The 16,637-nt window shown below is 60.6% G+C and carries 8 protein-coding genes and 1 pseudogene; 5 read left to right on the top strand and 4 right to left on the bottom strand.

Annotated elements, in window-relative coordinates; translation table 11 throughout:
• Nucleotides 1–293 (bottom strand): annotated as a pseudogene (locus ACLKMW_RS21145) (hypothetical protein); the annotation flags it as partial.
• Between the two features lie 919 nt (nt 294–1,212).
• Here ACLKMW_RS21145 and ACLKMW_RS21140 point away from each other — a divergent pair.
• Nucleotides 1,213–3,363 carry an Ig-like domain-containing domain gene (locus ACLKMW_RS21140; RefSeq protein ID WP_415726504.1) on the top strand — a complete coding sequence of 717 codons (2,151 nt, stop codon included), beginning with the start codon at nt 1,213–1,215 and terminating at the stop codon, nt 3,361–3,363.
• A 123-nt stretch (nt 3,364–3,486) separates the two neighbouring features.
• Here the strand turns inward: ACLKMW_RS21140 and ACLKMW_RS21135 are convergent, their stop codons facing one another.
• Together ACLKMW_RS21135 and ACLKMW_RS21130 are read right to left on the bottom strand one after the other, a co-directional pair.
• Complete coding sequence (locus ACLKMW_RS21135) at nt 3,487–3,933, bottom strand: VOC family protein (protein ID WP_415726503.1); 447 nt, start codon at nt 3,931–3,933, stop codon at nt 3,487–3,489.
• A gap of 391 nt (nt 3,934–4,324) precedes the next feature.
• Nucleotides 4,325–5,896: an FAD-dependent oxidoreductase gene (locus ACLKMW_RS21130; RefSeq protein WP_415726502.1), complete on the bottom strand. Its 1,572-nt coding sequence runs from the start codon at nt 5,894–5,896 to the stop codon at nt 4,325–4,327.
• 536 nt (nt 5,897–6,432) lie between these two features.
• On the opposite strand from ACLKMW_RS21130, the gene ACLKMW_RS21125 reads away from it, so the two are divergent.
• The 4 genes from ACLKMW_RS21125 to ACLKMW_RS21110 all read left to right on the top strand — a co-directional run bounded on the left by ACLKMW_RS21125 (nt 6,433) and on the right by ACLKMW_RS21110 (nt 15,399).
• Nucleotides 6,433–9,375 (top strand): S8 family serine peptidase, encoded by a 2,943-nt coding sequence (locus tag ACLKMW_RS21125; protein ID WP_415726501.1) that lies wholly within the window; start codon nt 6,433–6,435, stop codon nt 9,373–9,375.
• A 49-nt stretch (nt 9,376–9,424) separates the two neighbouring features.
• The gene (locus tag ACLKMW_RS21120; protein ID WP_415726500.1) at nt 9,425–10,021 is read left to right on the top strand and encodes a nuclear transport factor 2 family protein; all 597 of its coding nucleotides are present in this window, start codon (nt 9,425–9,427) and stop codon (nt 10,019–10,021) included.
• A 224-nt stretch (nt 10,022–10,245) separates the two neighbouring features.
• Nucleotides 10,246–12,135: a hypothetical protein gene (locus ACLKMW_RS21115; RefSeq protein WP_415726499.1), complete on the top strand. Its 1,890-nt coding sequence runs from the start codon at nt 10,246–10,248 to the stop codon at nt 12,133–12,135.
• Between the two features lie 84 nt (nt 12,136–12,219).
• The gene (locus tag ACLKMW_RS21110; protein ID WP_415726498.1) at nt 12,220–15,399 is read left to right on the top strand and encodes an ATP-binding protein; all 3,180 of its coding nucleotides are present in this window, start codon (nt 12,220–12,222) and stop codon (nt 15,397–15,399) included.
• 180 nt (nt 15,400–15,579) lie between these two features.
• On the opposite strand, the gene ACLKMW_RS21105 is transcribed toward ACLKMW_RS21110, so the two are convergent.
• Entirely contained in the window at nt 15,580–16,485 is a 906-nt protein-coding gene (locus ACLKMW_RS21105; protein ID WP_415726497.1) for a lipid kinase, read from the bottom strand.
• Between the last annotated feature and the right edge of the window lie 152 nt (nt 16,486–16,637).

Genomic DNA, 16,637 nt, shown 5'->3' with positions numbered 1-16,637 from the left:
CTTGCCGACGCGGCCAGGGCAGGGGGTGAGGAGTGGCCGGCGTCGCCGACGGGAAGCCAACGATTTGCCTTCCGGAGCGACGAACGGTGAGCGTCCGGTACGCCTTCGGGCGTATCGGAAGGTCCGGTGGACCGTTCGAAGGACTGGGAGGCATGGCGGCGGGCTTCGGCCTCGACTGGCGGCTCGTCCGGTGCACGGCCCATCTCCATCACCAGGTCGACGATGTCGGGGAGATCGTCGTCAGCCCCCTTCGTAGCGAGGTTGTGGGCGCAGAAAGGCAGTTTTGACGTCATCGCAGAGTGTGTCCTATGATCGAGCAGAACGGGGAAAGGTCCGCTTCCCGACATTTTGCGCAACGGGAGAGGCTGTCATTCGCATTCTATCCGCTGACGGGAAGTCCTTGGTCTGGCGCGAATCGAGCTTTGAGCACATTGGCGGATTCTAGCCGAATCAATGGGTTTTCGTAACATTCGAATGGGAACCTCGCAGCCGGCCCGGCGTCGCCAGACTGCCCGAGCCGGCAGATTTCTCCCGAGCGTGCGACGAACTTGCCGTCAGGCGATCCCATCTACGGGTGACCCGGGCGTATGGCGAGCACCCCATCATGAGCTCGCTGCTGTCGCATCCGGCCGGCACGCGACGAGGCAGCCGCCGATTGCCGGCCGGGACCGAAGCGACAATCGCCGAGGCGCGGCCCCTGCGAAAAAGCAGGAATTCGGATAGATGAGACTTTGCGCTTCGCCCTCGGGGTCAGTTCCTCGGTCATCCGGGCCGTTTGATGCGCGAGGTTTCGTCCGCTTGGCCGATTGGCCCGCGTTTCGGCATTCTGCTCGACGAGAGAGGCCGCTCGCCGTGACCGCCGTCCCGGAATCCGGCGCCGGTCCGCTCAATGAACGTGCATTCTCGTCGAACTGAGCGTCACTGAGCATCGCTTTCGGCCATTCGCGCGCCGAGAACGGCGGTTTTTTGCCTCTGAGCCTAGACGACCGATAAGCCGGCATTATCGCTCATTGTGCGGGGAGGACGGGCGGTGCGGTTATGGCCGTAGGTTGTGGCCAAACCGCACCGCCGCTTCTCCCCTGGCCGTTCAATGCCCGATGATTTTGTGGCCTCAAGCGGCCGCACGAAACGGCAGGACTCTCATGGAACCAGACTGGTCTGAAACTTGTTTACCGATACAGAAAGAGCCAAGCACGCGCCGAGGGAAAGGCCATGCTGTCCGAGTTGACTATTCCCCTTGTGCCGCTTTGCTGCGGAACTTGGCTCGCAGTGGCGCAATTCGCGCCAATCAGCCCTGTTTCTTTGGCACCGTTCGATGGCGAGACGGATGTGCATCCGGGCCGCGAAATAAGGATCAAATTCAACCGGCCGGTCAAAGCGGGCGATTTTGACGGAGGGTCGGTCACGCTCCTGGACGCTCGGAACCTCCCGGTGGCCAAATCTCTGCACATCGAGGACGAGTACGTGCTTGTGGTACGGCCTCAGGAGCCGCTGCGGTGGTCGTCGAGATACGAGATTTGCGTCGCTGCCTCGGTCGATTTCCCGTTCGCGACGGATGGCGATCACTGCTCGCGTTTCACCGTTGGCGATGGACCCGCGCCGGTTGCGAGCTCGAACGCGCCCATCCTAATCGTCTCTGGAAAGGACAACCCGTTCGGCGCGTATTACGCCGAAATTCTGAAGGCGGAAGGACAGAACTCGTTCACGAGAACGACGGCCGGAAATTTGCGGCCCGATGTACTGGCGCATCGCGACGTCGTGCTCCTTGCGACTTCGGATGTGTCGCTCTCCGATCGCGCGGCGTTGGAGGACTGGGTGCGAGCCGGGGGGAGTCTCATCGCGATGCGGCCTGGGCCCGAATTGCTGCCGCTCATGGGCTTGAAGCAGGTTGGCGCACCCGTCCTTCAAGCCTATCTGAAAGCAGACAGCACGCTTGCCGCGAGCAAAGGAATCGTCAGCGAACCGATTCAGATCCACGGCGCGGCAGACATCTACGAATCACGTGGAACGGAAGGCCCATCCTTGACGGAGGATGCGCAGCCCCAGGCGGTTGCGCAACTCCATGCGGGTCCGACCGAACCGCTGCCTTATCCGGCGATTACGTTGCGCCGGGTAGGGCAAGGGCATGCAGTGGCCTTCTCCTTTGATCTTGCGCGCTCTGTCGCGCATCTGCGGCAAGGCAACCCTGATTGGGCGGGTGAGGAGCGCGACGGGTTCCCACCGCGCCGTCCGAACGAACTGTTCTATCCGGACTATCTGAACCTCGACACCGTAGGAATTCCGCAGGCCGACGAGCAGCAACGCCTTCTTGCGAATCTGATCGCCGTAACGGCGCGCACGCCGCTTCCACGGTTCTGGTACCTGCCAGACAAAAGGCGGGCAGCAATCATCATGGCAGGCGATGATCACCAGACAAAAGGCGGCACTGCTGGCCTCTTCGCCAAGCTCTCCGATATGAGCCCGCCCGATTGCAGTCTGGATCGTTGGAATTGCCCGCGCGCGACGGCATATCTGGCGCCTGGTACGAAGTTTGCGCGCGGCGAAGCCAAAAAATTCCATGATTTGGGCTTCGAAATTGGTGTCCATATCGACACGGTCTGCCAGAACCAAGAAAATATGTTGCTCGCACGAACAATCGGATTCCAGCTGGGGCAGTTCCGGGCGAAATACGGCGTGCTGCCGAAGCAGGAGACGCAGCGCATTCATTGCATCGTGTGGAACGGCTGGGTGGATGTGCCGCGACTTGAACGTGAGCACGGCATACGTTTCGATTTGAACTACTACTACTGGCCACCTTCCTGGATAAAAGGGCGTCCCGGCTTCATGACCGGTTCAGGTTTTCCGATGCCCTTCGTGGACCAGAACGGCAATGTTCTGGACATTTACCAGGCGGGAACGCAGCTGGTGAATGAAAACGGTGTGCCGCAGTCGGAGGGCGTTGCTTTCATGCTCGCGCGCGCGCTTGGCCCAGAGCAGTTTTTCGGCGTATTCGGTACGCATTACGATTTTGCGGACGGCTTCGCGGATATCCTCATCCGCGAAGCGCGCCGGCAGGGAGTTGCCTTGATCTCAGCCGCCCAGATGCTGTCGTGGCTTGACGGTCGGAATGGATCGCAGTTCGACAACATTCAATGGAAAAACTCCACCCTAACCTTCACCCTACGGATTGGCCGCGGTGCCGAGGCGGCTTATGCAATGCTGCCATCCCGATTTCAGAACCAGCAGATGGAGGCAGTCGTATGTGGTTCGGAACAACTCGCCTATTCGATCGAACAGATCAAAGGTCTTGAATTCGCGTTCTTCCCCGCCCGCTCCGGAACCTGCCAAGCCATCTATGAAGCCGACACTGCGCAGCTTGAATGAGGAACTGCCCGCACTGGGGCTCGCCCAGTTGATGCCGGCGAAGGAGAGCCTTCCCGGGCTGGCCAACGCTCAGTCACGCACCTGCCGATCATGTGGTCAGCTCGCGATATCGCCCCCCAGCGATCAGCTCTGCGGCGGGCTCCAGTCGGCGGAAGGAACGACGTTGATCATCCATGGGATTCCAAATCTGTCGATAAGGGAGCCGAATCCGGGCGACCAGAAGGTCTCACTGAACGCCATGACCTGCTTGCCACCTTCTGACAGCTGATCGAACCAACGCTTGGCCTCTTCTTTGTCTCCAGTGTGCAGCGTGACATCGAAGCCGTTCTTGGGTTTGTCGATATTGCGGGCCCACCCGATGTCCATGTCAGCGCCCATCAGCGCCTGGTCGCCAACCTCAAGCCAGCAATGCATCAGCCAGTTCTTGTATTTCTCGTCCGTGATCGGCATGCCTTCAGGCGCATCACCATAGGGCATTGCGGCGGTGATCTTTCCGCCCAACACCCTCGCGTAGAATTCGAACGCCTCGCGGCACTGGCCCCGGAAGCTCAGGCTGGTCACTATCTTCATGGTTGTCTCCTCTTCGTCGTTGCGGTTGGCGTTCAGGGGCTGGGTCGATATGCGTCCTGACGGACGCATATTGTCGATCTGTCTCCTTGTTGGAGCATCGGATTTCCGAAAACCGGATTCCACTTTCGGTCCGATGCTCTAGCCTCCCGCCTCGTGGTGGCGCCGGATGCAGCCCGGATTGCCTGCTCGTTGCCCTCGTTCGCGCATCTGGTGTCAGCGCTTTTTCGCTCTCCAGATGGGGCCTCTTGGGGCCTTCAGCCATTCATCACGCGAAATTCGGTGATGTGGCTCCACGATCGACGTCTTCCGTTTACGTTGACGTCAACGTAAACATGATCGAGTTGTCAACCCCTCAACTACGACAGTCTTTCGATCGCACAGATACCTTAACTCAGATCAAGCCGTCCTGGATAGCGCGTGAAAGGCGTAACGCCAGCGCAACTCCTGTCAGTGTCGGATTGGCAAAACCAGTTGAACGGAAGGTAGCGGCGCCGACGATGAAGAGGTTGCTTGTACCGAAAACCCTTAGATTACTGTCGACCACCCCGTCTCTTTCAGACCAGCCCATCCGGGCCATGCCCATGTGATGATAGCCATCATCAATTTGCGTAAGAAATGCCGGATCCTTGTCTGCCAATAGCGGATTAAGCGCAACTGTGGCCAAGCCTTCTCGCTGCAAGAAGTCCGCCACTTCATTACTGAACTCAGCCATGGTCTCCAGTTCGGCACCATCAACTTGCCAATCCAGTTCTACGATAGGCATGCCAAAGCAGTCAGTTTTGCTCCCAAGCCGCAATCCGCTGGCCGGAAGAGCTATTTGCTCGGTCGTCAATCTCAGTTGGAGCCGCTGTCCGGCGGGATTGTAGATTCGACGATGCCTGAGATAATGCGTGACTAACGGTAACGCGGATTTGGCCAAGGAAGCGATCTGTGGAGTATCCTGAAGCACCCTTCTATCAGGTTTCCCGTTGAGAAGGCTTCTGGCGAAGGCTTTTAGTGCCTTTAGCTCCTGCCCGTTTTCCGGATCGAAGACGAAATGAGCCGCAATCCCAAGCAGCTTTCTTGCACGTTGTGCACTTTCAGACAGCTTCAGTTTTGGAAGGTACTTGAGCCCCCGGATGACGGCAGCATCAAACAGCTGATGAAAGCGCTTCGCGTTGATCGGCGTTACCGCGCCGGCATATGCATCAACATGATCGCAAAAACCTCGGCCAATCCAACGATTGTCCGCCCACGGTGCCACGCGAGCATTGGTCAACGGCATAGACAACAGCCTCGCGATCTCGATCGTACCGTGCGCAAGGATAACCCTTTCAGCGGAGAGGGTGTGCCGTGTGCCGTCAGCACCGGTGATTGCTACGCCGATTTTCTTCCCGCTTTCGTCCGTCGATAACCCTGTTACCGGAGCTCTGGTCAGGACCTTGAGCCGGGGAATGGTAAGAAGGTCGTGCTCGAAAAAGCGTGCGAAATTGGTTTCAGGCGCCCAGCGGGTGAAAAAGAAATCGAGATCGGGTCCGGTATCTGGCGGCGACACCTTCAATCGCTTCCAGACGGCACCGTCATCCAGCCGACACCGCAGGCCCAGGAGTTCGAATGCGAGTTCGTAGTCTGATTCCAGTTCCTCGGCAGAGATCGGCCATTCGCTATCCGGAAGCCATTCACGCCTTCCGAAAACGATTGGATCGAACTTCAAAAGCTGGCCTCCCCAGAGGTTGGTGGTCCCTCCGAGAGCCCGCGATCGCGCCTCATGCAGTCCTGTCAAATTATATCCGGTGCAAGTAGCACTTTTGAAAATGGCCTGGCTTTCAGGTGAGGGGTTTCGATCCCCGGCTTCAAGGAGCAGCACTCTCTTCCCGGCGCGTGCCAGGTGGACGGCCAGCGTGAGGCCGACCGCGCCAGCGCCGACTATGATTATTTCGGAATCAAGCGGGAGTAGCGTTGCGGCGCGAAATTCCTGGAGCATAAAGTGGTGCACCTCGGGTATCTGCAGCCGCGAGTGCACAAGCTATGAAAACCTGGCACCCGATCCGCCATGAGGCCCGGCCTTTGGCTGATTTTGGGGAGAGTACGGTCCGAAATCCAGAGCTAGGAGCCATCCTGCAATGGACTGGCCACATCCTTGAGAGGCGGTATGCCTCTGGCTTGCCGGCGCTCGATCGCTGGCAATCTGATGAATAAAGGCAATTCCGAATCCTCGCCGAACTCAATAATGCCGCCCGGCCAGGAAGCTAGCCGTAGCCGTGCTGCACTGCAATGGAAAACACGCTGAGGTAGCGGAGCTTCACCCCACCGTATGGGCGCCTTATTTTGATCGTTGCACCTTTACCGGCCTGATCTGAGGTCGAAGGCCATAGCAGCGAATGAACCCTCACATCCAAATGGGTCGGTAGAGTTTGCCGATAGCTGGTGATATGTTCCACAAGCAGCGCGTGTCGAAGATAGTGGAAGCTGCCGCCGGGCACACTTCCTCAGCCTGAACCCCGAACGCAGATTCGGATCATGCAGCGGATTCGTAGAGTAATCCTTGCGCTTGCCGCGTTGGCGGCCCTGCTGCCGGGCGGACCCGCGTTCGCCCAGGCCGAGACAAACGAGACTGTCTTCATCCAGGGCACTGAAAGGCATCCAGCCCGCATTCTGCCCGGCCGCTTCGCTCTGGTCCTTTCCGATGGCATCGTCACCGATGCCGACCGCTATCGGGAAGCGCTGGACAGCCTCAAGGGCAAGCCCGTTTCAAAACTGCCGCGCAACATAATCGCGATCGAGGCACCGGACCTGCGCGATGCCAAGAGCCTCAATGCTTCGGCTCGCGACATGATGACTTCCCGGCCCGAAGTGGTCGTGGATTCAGGCATATTCGTCACCATCGGTGAGTCCGACCTGCCCTTCGTGCTGACCGACAAGATCGTGGTGCAGATCGCGAAGGGCAAGGAGCCCGACCTCATTCAACAGGTGGCCAAGGAGTTCTCTGCAGAGGTCGTCGGCGGCAATCCCTTCGACAAGCATCAGTTCGTGGTCAGGCTGCTGCCAAGCAACACGCGACATGCCCTCGAAGTCTCGAATGCAATCAACGGCTACCCCGGCATCAGCTTCGCCCATCCGAACTTCTATCGGCCGGTCGATGTGCGCCAGACTGCGGTCATCCCGAACGACACCTTCTTCGGCAGTCAGTGGCATCTGAACAATACCGGCCAGGGGCTCGGCACCGCCGATGCGGACATCGACGCCGATCTGGCATGGTCCTTCGGACTTGGAAGTTCCAACATCATCATTGCGGTGATTGACGATGCCTTCGAGATCAACCATCCGGATCTGACCGGCGGCCTTTGGACGAATGGCGGCGAAACGCCGGCCAATGGCATGGATGACGACGGCAACGGCCTCATCGATGACGTCAATGGCTGGGACTTCACGGCCTGCATCGCATCGGTTCCGTGCGGCGACAACAATCTTAGCCCTTCGTTCGGCGACAAGCATGGAACCCCGGCAGCCGGCGCGGCGCTGGCGCGCGGCAATAATAATCTCGGCGTGTCCGGAACATGCCCGCAATGCACCTTCCTGCCGATCGCGGGCTTGAACGGCCCGGTTTTCGCGCAAGGTCTGGCGTTTGGCTACGCCCAGGCAATGGGCGCGCATATCATCAGCAATTCCTGGGGCTATCCGATCGGCACGATCTCGACGGCAAATGTCGTGACCGCCCTCAACAATGCGGCAACGGCCGGACGTGGCGGGCTGGGCACGGTGGTGCTGTTTGCGATGAACAACAGTGTCGTAAACGACTGTACGGGGCCGACCCCCGATATCTCGTCGCTTCCGAATGTGATCGCGGTCAGCCGCGCAACCAACCAGGACCGCTTCTCGCCCGGAGGCTTCGGCGATTGCATGGATGTGCTCGGCCCGACCCATGGCGGCACGCTCGACGCGGTGACCACCGACAGGCAGGGCACGAACGGCTATAACGATGTGTCGCCGCCAATCACGTGCACTTCGGTCGAACCGGCGCCGCCACCAAGCGCCAACCGCGACTACACTTTCTGCTTCGGCGGAACCTCATTCGCCACTCCGGTGGCGGCGGGGGTTGCCGGTCTCGTGCTTTCGCTGGACAATTCCTTGACGCGCCAGCAGGTCCAGCGGCTGTTGCAGGATACCGCCGACAAGATATCCGACTCGGCTGGCGCATATTCCGGCGAGACCGGCTTCTCTGCCCCTGCGAGCAGCGCCGCACCCACGCATGGCTACGGCCGGGTCAACGCCTTTGAGGCGGTCCGGACAGTGGCCCCTCGCATGGCGGGCGGACGAGAAGGCGCAGACGTATTTCTGCGCGACAACCGGCTCGACTGGGGCAACACCGAGCAGCCGTCAAACGTCACCTTCGAGCAGATGCGCGGCTTCATCCCGCATTGGCAAAGCGTGGATATCAAGGTCGACGCGCCGCCCTATCTCGCAACGCCGCCGGCGACATCGGTGAATTTCGAAGCCTTTGTCCATGAGAACCCGGTGTCGAACACGCTCAATCGCGTCTATGTGCGCGTTCACAATCGCGGCACCCGTAGCGCGGCTGATGTTCGAGTGAAGCTGCACTGGGCCTTCGCCGGGGCAGGGCTGCCGGCGCTGCCGGCAGACTTCTGGACAGTGTTCCCCTCCGACTCGACGGATCTATCGGTGTGGCATCCGCTGCCTATGCAGACGATCGTCTCGCTGCCTTATTCCGGAGCCTCCGTCGCGGGCAGCTCCGGCGACGGCTCGGCCGTGCTATCGTTCGATTTTGCCGCGCCGATCTACAACCCGACGCTGCCGCATCCCGATCACTATTGTCTGTTTGCGGTTGTCGATGCGGCTGACGACCCCGTTTCCACGACCGCGACAGGATCCCAGGTGCCGGACTTCATCACGCCGCGGGACAACAATGTGACTCATCGAAACGTCCAGCTTCTCAATTCCGGAAGATCTGACCACCTCGATGCGCGGATCGTTCTTTCGAATCCGTTCGATTACCTTATCGAAACGCGGCTCGTCGCTTGGCTGCCGAAAAATTGGAAATTCGCCACCGACAGCGCAGAGTCCGGCGGGAAGATCGAGCTGGCGCCCGGCAAGAGCCTGCCTGTCGAGATCGCCATCCTGCCTGGCGACGACACAGCCGAACTGATCGACGTCGTCCAACTCTATCGGGCGGCGGAGATGGAGAAGGAAGAGGTGCTCGGCGGCACGACCTATGACGTGGCCCCGCGCAAGGACCCATCCCGGCCCTTGCTGGAGTCATCGGATCTGCTTGAGCTGATCAGTCAACATCAGACACTGGTTGCCGACTATCAGAAACTGGTGTCGCAAACGCTGTCGAAGCGGGATTCTTCGACTGACGACCGCAGCCTCCTCGAGCGCATGGGCAAGCTTCTGGAGGGTCAAAGCCGGCTGCTCTGGGAGATGGAAAGGTCGCGAAGTTTTTGAGGATATTCAAAAGGCGGGGGCGCTGAAGTTTACCACTCGGGAGGACAGAATGGCCGCCATTGCCGCAAAATTGCTCATGAACAGGGCTGCGAAATCAATACCGGCGCTGGCCGTCGGGACATGGCTGGCGCTCGGTGGAGCGGTTCTCGCGCAGCCCACCTGCAGCGACCCGCTCTCCAAAGCTTTCATGCCTGCACGCGTCACCAATCCTGAGCCCGGCGACAGGCAGGCGATCATGGACCTGATCCACAGCTACAATTGGACCCTGGACGACAAGGACGCGGCAGCCTTCACGGAACTGTTTACTGAAGACGCCACCTATGAGGCGTGCAGCGTTGGGGTCCAAATCTTCAAGACCACCGGCAAGGACCCGCTCGGCATGTATATTCAGGGCGTTCTGCAGGGGCTTCCGTTCCAGACCCGCCACTTTGAAAGCAACACGCTGCTTCATGCCAAGGATAGGGCCACGGTCGACGGCAAGTGGATGCTGCTGGTGACTATCCAGCGGCCGGATGTCGAAACGCCGGCGCTCGACTACACGGCGGTGGTGAAGGCGACGTTCCTACGAGACAAGGACGATCTGTGGAGGATCGCAAAGCTGACCCTCATCACCGACGAGCCGCAAATCAAGGCAAGGGCGCGCTGAACGGCGTCACGATGGTTCCGAGGTACATCGGGTTCGCATTGATCGCCGGCGGCGCGGCTATTGCTGCCGTCAATGCTTCGGGCTGGCCACGGCCAGACCGACTCGATCAGCTTGAATCCCTCCATCTCGGCTCACAGCAGGCTGCCGAAGCACTACGGCGCGGCGGAGGGACAGCCTGCGGTCAGGTCAGCAGATGCGACAGGTTGACCGGCTGCATAGCCCCAATGCGGCCCCCCGGAGCGGCCGCCAAGCGCCTCCCCAACGATGGCACCTATGATCGCTACATCCGCGACCTGCGGGCGTTTCAGACCTGCCGGCAATTGGCGCTTTCCTCGAAGAAACCACGGAAAAGCCTGATCCAACTCGTCGGGCTCAATCGCCCCACCCCGGCGGAACGCGTGTTCGCCGACCTCGTGCAGCGCTGGAATGGCCCATTCCTTTGGGCGCCGGCTTCGGCAAGTAGCAACATCATCACGCGCTTCGGGGACGAGGCCCGCGCGGTCTTCGGCCCGATTCCGCACGCAGACTGTCGAGGCGACACAGCGAAGGTCATCCCGGTCGAGGTGGAGGGCAATATTGTCGACCTGAAGCCGAACCCTGGAAAGACCGGGCAGCCGCTGGAGTTCGAGCATCGAGACTCGGCCGGCAACGTGATCAAATGGACCAGAAGCGTCCTGCGATGCGATAAGCCGTCGCTTGCCGGCAGCGTGACCTATTGCGGCCTAAACTCGCGTCTCAATCGCGTCGTGCGGGGTGATGTCGAGTGGCTGTTTCTCTGCCGCAAGTCGACCATCAGCCTGGAGGTGGGGAACGACCCATATTGGCAGCGCTCGAATCCGAAATTTGCACTCTTCGGCACGATCGGCTTCAACCGCATAACCGGCGAAATCGTGTTCTTTGACGGGCGCAAGGACCGCGAGGAATTCGACTGGTCCGAGCCATTCGTGCCACCGGGCGGCCGCTCCTATTCAGACCGGAGCGGGCGCGCGGCTGCGGAGGCGATCTACGATCCGACGTTCCAGATCGAGTGCTATGCCTGCCACGACAACAAGAACGCCTATGTCGTCAACCCGCATGCCGGGCAGGCGCGGGTCGGCTATTTCGAGGGCAAGAACGATCCTCGCGCCATCGCCTTCAGCCTCGGTGATTACCTGCCCCTGACGTCTCGCAACGAGGGCCGGCCGTTCCGCGTCATCGGTTCCGGCTACACCAGCACCTATCACGTCGAGCTCGATCGCGCCAAAACGGTTCGCGATCCGACCGGCAATTGCACCAACTGCCATGCGCTGACGACACAGGTCACCGGCAAGCGCTTTGCGGCGGACGCGGTCGCGCAGGAACCATGGATTTCAAGTCCGACATGGGCGCAATTCCTGGAGCTTCGCGACGAGAAGGCCAAATACGCTCATGTCAGCCTGCATCGAACCGGCTGGGCGCTTCGCTCCGGCGCAGGTAAGATCCATCCCTGGATGAACCCCGGCGACGGAAATGAATTGTCGGCGCTGTCACCGACGATGAACCCGGCCGATTGGCGCAAGCTCAGTGACTGTCTGTGGGATGCCGGCGGCAGCGAATGCGGCTACCGTCCGCTCTACACGGCTTGTCCGGCGCCCGGATTACAGGACGATGATTCCGAGCCGAGGGACGCTTCGGTTGAAGTGCATCCGTTGCCGGCGGGTGAGACGGGCGCGGATCGTGTGCTGCGCCTACTTTGGCGATACCTCAACAACTACGGCAATGTTCCGCAACGCGACGATGTCCGCTTCGATGTGGCCGTGAAGGAGAGTGCGATACCGCCGTCAGGTGAAGCGCCGAAGGCGAGCGACTATCCCGTCATGAATGAAGCCAAGGGCAAGGACTTTATCGCCTTCTCCGATGAGGTCGGTGTCTCGGGTTTCGCCAGGCTGATCCGCAATGTCTCATATTTTGGGCACGCTAGGTGGACCGAACCGACGCCCGGCACCGATTTGCGCCAATTCAGGCTTGATCTGCCCGGTACATGCAACCGCAGATATCTGGTTAGAATCCTACCGAAGAGGTTCTGCTTCGATCAGAGCGACGTGGCATTCGGCGCATCGGATCATGTGCTCTATGCCGACATCACATGCGACTGAGGTGCCGCGCCGGAACGCCAGCAGACTTGCCGCATTCGGCCAGCGGTGAGATTATCGGCAGTGCATGCAGCATCGGGTTTTCCAATGGATGATATTGGCCCATGGCTGACAGCTCTCGGATTGGAGCAGTATATCGAGCTTTTCCGGCAGCAGGAGATCGATCTTCAGAGCCTGGCGCTGCTGTCGGATGGCGATCTGCGTGAAATTGGCGTCGCGCTCGGCCCACGAAAGAAAATTCTCGACGCGCTCGGTTCGCGGAAACCGGTGGGAGAGCCCGACACAGCCGCGCCAGAGCGACGCCATCTGACGATCCTTTTCTGCGACATGGTGGCCTCGACGGAATATGCGGATCGCCTCGATCCGGAGGATTTTCGCCGCCTGGTTGAACGCTTCCTGCAAAGCTGCAGCGCGGTGGTGCAACAGCACAATGGGCTGGTGGCGAGCTATATCGGCGATGCCGTTACCGCCTATTTCGGCTACCCGACTGCCGACGAGGACGATGCCGAACGCGCCCTGCTTGCCGGTCTGGAAATCCTTGAAACCGTGGGCACCATTGCCGACGCCCAAGGTCAGTCGCTGCGTGCCCGGCTGGGTGTCGCCAGCGGCCAGGTTGTGGTGGGCAACTTTCTCGGCGCGCCCGCAGGCGTGTCGACCGTCGCCTTCGGCCACGTCGCCCATATGGCCGCGCGCCTTCAGGTGCTGGCCGCACCGAACACCATGCTTGCCGACGAAGCGACCTACAAGGCGGCAAATGGCGCGATCGAGTTCGCCGACTTTGGCCGACATGAGGTGAAGGGTTTCTCCGGACCCGTTAAGGTCTGGCAAGTGCGCCGGGCGCGCTCGCTGTCCAGTCGATTTGCCAGGAGGACCCGGCTGAGCAAGCTGTGCGGCCGCGACAGCGAGGTCGAGCGGCTGCTGCAGAGCTGGGAAATGGCATCGGCAAACCGCCGCGGCCTGGCGGTGGTTATTTCCGGCGAAGCAGGCATCGGCAAATCGCGGCTTCTTCACGAATTGCAGCAAAGGCTGCAGGCTTCGACACGATTCATGGTGCAGTGCTCGCCGGCTTTCGAAAACAGCACATTGCATCCCTTCCTGACGGAGCTTAGGCGCCAAGCCGGCATTGAGGATGCTGATCCGTCCGAGGACAAATTGCAAAAGCTCCGAGCGGTGTTGTCGCATAGCGAGATCCCGATCAGCGCGTCCATGCCGATCTTCGCCAACCTCCTGTCACTTCCAAGCACCGGACCGGACGCGGTTTCCGACATCAGCGCCGAACGCTATCGCACCATCACCAAGCGGGTGTTCATGGATTGGATCGGTCATCTGGCGCGAACCAATACACTTCTGCTGCTGTTTGAAGATGAGCAATGGGCCGACATCACCTCACGCGAATTGCTCAACGAACTGATCGACAATCCGCGCACAATTCCGGCGCTGATCCTGGTCTCCACACGCACGGAACCGGATATCTCACGCAGCGGGCGGGACGATCTGCTGCAGGTCAAACTGGCACCTCTCGACAGGGCCGATGCTGAGGCGCTTATCGGCGACATGAGTCCGGCGCGACCGCCTTCGTCCGAGCTGATCGCCTTCGTTGTCGAGCGTGCCGAAGGCGTGCCGCTCTATATCGAGGAGCTGACCCGGAGCGCCTTGGAAATCGGTTTGCCTTCGGACCAGTCGCTGTCCAAACGCCGATCGGCCGACGAGGACATTCCCGTTTCGCTGCAATCCTCACTGCTCGCCCGCCTTGACCGGCTGGGGCCGGCCAAGGAAATCGCGCAGATTGCCGCGACCATCGGTCGGGAATTCGATATCGGCCTGCTGCGCGAGGTCAGCGGCTGGCCGGAGCCGGCCGTGCGGTCCGAGCTTTCAAATCTCGTACGCGCCGGGCTGATCATCCCCAAGGATGAAGCCAAATGGTCGGACTTTTTCTTCAAGCATGCCCTACTGCAGCAGGCTGCTCAGCGAACCATGCTTCGTGAACGCCGCCAGCAGCTTCACGCCGCAATCGCCAATACCATGGAGCAGCGTGACCCGAAAGCGGCATCGGCCTATCCCGAACTTTTGGCCCAGCACTTTTTCGATGGCGGGGTTTACGACCGGGCGGCCGATTACTGGCTGTCGGCGGGCCTCAAGGCCGGCAAGACCTGGGCCAAGGTGGAAGCGGCGCAAATGTTCGGGAAGGGCATTGAGGCGGCCCGAATGCTGCCGGATTCGCTGGAACGTAGCAGCCGAATTCTGCGGCTCGAACTGGAACGCGGAGACGTGCTCTACGCCGCCTTCGGCTATGTAACCGGTGAAGGGAGCGCCGCTTATCATCGGGCGATCGAACTCAGCGAAAAACTGGGCGATCCCGAAGCTCCGGTGCGCGCGCTCGACGGGCTGTTCGGAACGCATTTCAACTCGGGCCAGTTTTCGGACTCGATCGGCGCCAGCGACCGACTGATCGAGATCGGCGAGAGTCGCAACAATCTCAAGGCTCTGGTGCTTGGATTGCAGTTCAAGGGCATGAGCCTGTTCTGCCAGGGTGAGCTGACCTCGGCCCGAGACTATCTGGAACTCGCACTCGGCCACAAAGCGAGGGCGGATGAGGTCGGCAGCGATTTTCCAAGCATGGCCATGATTTATCTCTCATGGACCATGCACATCCTCGGCCATCACGACGAGGCGCTCGGCCTGTTCCGCCAGGCGGAGGCGATCGCGCGCCCACAGTCAGCCTACCGTTTGGCGGCCTGCCTCGGCAATGGGTGCATCCTGTTCGCTTTTCGCGATGAGGGCACCACGGTCGTGCAGCTTGCCGAGGAATTGCTGCCGCTTGCCCGCGAAAACGGTTTCAATCTCTGGGCCAAGATGGCGCAGTTTTTCCGCGGCTGGGCAATCGCCAATATCGAGGGGGCAGCCGCCGGAACCGCCCTGATGCAGGACACGGTGCAGGCCCTGGAGGATCAGGAGGTCGACAAGTCCTGCTATCTCGGGCTGCTTGCGGAAGCCTGCCTGCGCACCGGCCAGTTCGAGCGGGCAGCCAAGGCGGTCAGACAGGGCCTCGACCAAGCCAACAGAATTGGCGAGCACTACTACACGGCCGAATTGCTCCGACTGCGGGGCGAGATCGAGCTTAGCCGTGGCATGGGGCCGAGCGTCGCCGAAGGGTCGTTTCGCGAGGCGATCGCCCTTTCCGAAAAGCAGGCGGCAACAAGCTGGGAGCTCAAGGCGCGGGATAGCCTTACGCGGTTGCACGCGTCAGAAGGCGGGCAGGGCTTTTAACGGCGGCCGAAGGACCGCATAACAAAACAAGATGTGCGCGTCCCCCGCCGCCCCGTTTCCCGGCTCTTCGACAATGGCCAGACGCAATTGGGCGGGCGTGGTAATGGTGAAGCGCACTTGGCGAAGCCTACGGGCAGGATCGAGGCGGACGAACCGCTATCGCGTGTCATTCAAGGACGATTATTGATTGGCCGAATTTTCTGCGGCCGGCACAAAAACCGAAATTGCTTTTGGATGAACCTTGAAATGCGCCGGCGTCGAGGTGACGATCTCGCCGTCGGCATTCACCAGCATCGACTTGTCGGTGTCGATGTCGAATTCGACGCATCTGGCGGTGCGAACTTCGTTCCAGGCGCCGTGCGTGCCGGCGCGGAAGGAACGCAGCATCAGCGCCAGCTTCAAGAGGTTCTTGATTTCGAGGCTGTAAAGATCGAGATGGCCGTCGTCGATCTCCGCCGTCTCCTCGATGACGCTGCCGCCGCCATAGTGACGGCCGTTGCCAACTGCGATCTGATAGGTCGAGACGTCGATCTCCACGTTCTTTTCCGTGATCCGCGCATTGAAGGGGGTTGCCCTGGCGAGCACTTTTATCGCGGCCAAGGCATAGCCCAGCCTGCCAAAACGTTTCTTCAGATCCGGATCAAGGCTCTGGGCGAGCTTGGTGCTCAGGCCGATGCTGGCGACATTGAAGAACGCGTGACCATTGACCGTGCCAACGTCGATCCGGCGCTCCCGGCCGGCCAGGATCACGTCGGCGGCGGCCGCCAGATCCAGCGGGATGTGGAGGGTGCGCGCCAGGTCGTTTGCCGTTCCCATCGGTATGATACCCATCGGCAGGCCGCTTTCCATTGCCGCGAGTGCCGCCGAAGATACGGAACCATCGCCACCGCACACGATCACGAGATCGGCGATATGTCGAAGTCGAACGATGTCGCGGGCGATCTCCGGCAGCGCTTCGAAGGGTTCGATAGTGACCGACAGCCCGCCGGTCCGGAGTTGTTCGACCAGCGGCGCGATCGATTCTTGTCCGCGGCGCGCCTTGGGATTGACGAGCAGCAGCGCGCGACGCGCAAGGCTTTCAGTCATGCGAGTTTCGGCCGGATGTGTCATGCCAGTGCAGATAGTGGTTCGCATGCGGATTTCGACATTGCTGCGGCAATTCCGGATCAAATCGCGTTTCCAGCCGTCAGGTCGCCGCCCCTTCGGCTGCAGTGCGCTCGACAGCGGCAAATTAATCC

The sequence above is a fragment of the Borborobacter xinjiangensis genome (assembly GCF_047739745.1).
Lineage (GTDB): Bacteria > Pseudomonadota > Alphaproteobacteria > Rhizobiales > Rhizobiaceae > Pseudaminobacter.
This window is presented reverse-complemented; position numbering and strand designations above follow the sequence as displayed.

Coding starts and splice junctions, on each gene's coding strand:
- ACLKMW_RS21105 (WP_415726497.1), bottom strand. CDS start 16,485: ATGACTGAAAGCCTTGCGCGTCGCGCGCTGCTGCTCGTCAATCCCAAG.
- ACLKMW_RS21130 (WP_415726502.1), bottom strand. CDS start 5,896: ATGCTCCAGGAATTTCGCGCCGCAACGCTACTCCCGCTTGATTCCGAA.
- ACLKMW_RS21110 (WP_415726498.1), top strand. CDS start 12,220: ATGGATGATATTGGCCCATGGCTGACAGCTCTCGGATTGGAGCAGTAT.
- ACLKMW_RS21125 (WP_415726501.1), top strand. CDS start 6,433: ATGCAGCGGATTCGTAGAGTAATCCTTGCGCTTGCCGCGTTGGCGGCC.
- ACLKMW_RS21120 (WP_415726500.1), top strand. CDS start 9,425: ATGGCCGCCATTGCCGCAAAATTGCTCATGAACAGGGCTGCGAAATCA.
- ACLKMW_RS21115 (WP_415726499.1), top strand. CDS start 10,246: ATGCGGCCCCCCGGAGCGGCCGCCAAGCGCCTCCCCAACGATGGCACC.
- ACLKMW_RS21140 (WP_415726504.1), top strand. CDS start 1,213: ATGCTGTCCGAGTTGACTATTCCCCTTGTGCCGCTTTGCTGCGGAACT.
- ACLKMW_RS21135 (WP_415726503.1), bottom strand. CDS start 3,933: ATGAAGATAGTGACCAGCCTGAGCTTCCGGGGCCAGTGCCGCGAGGCG.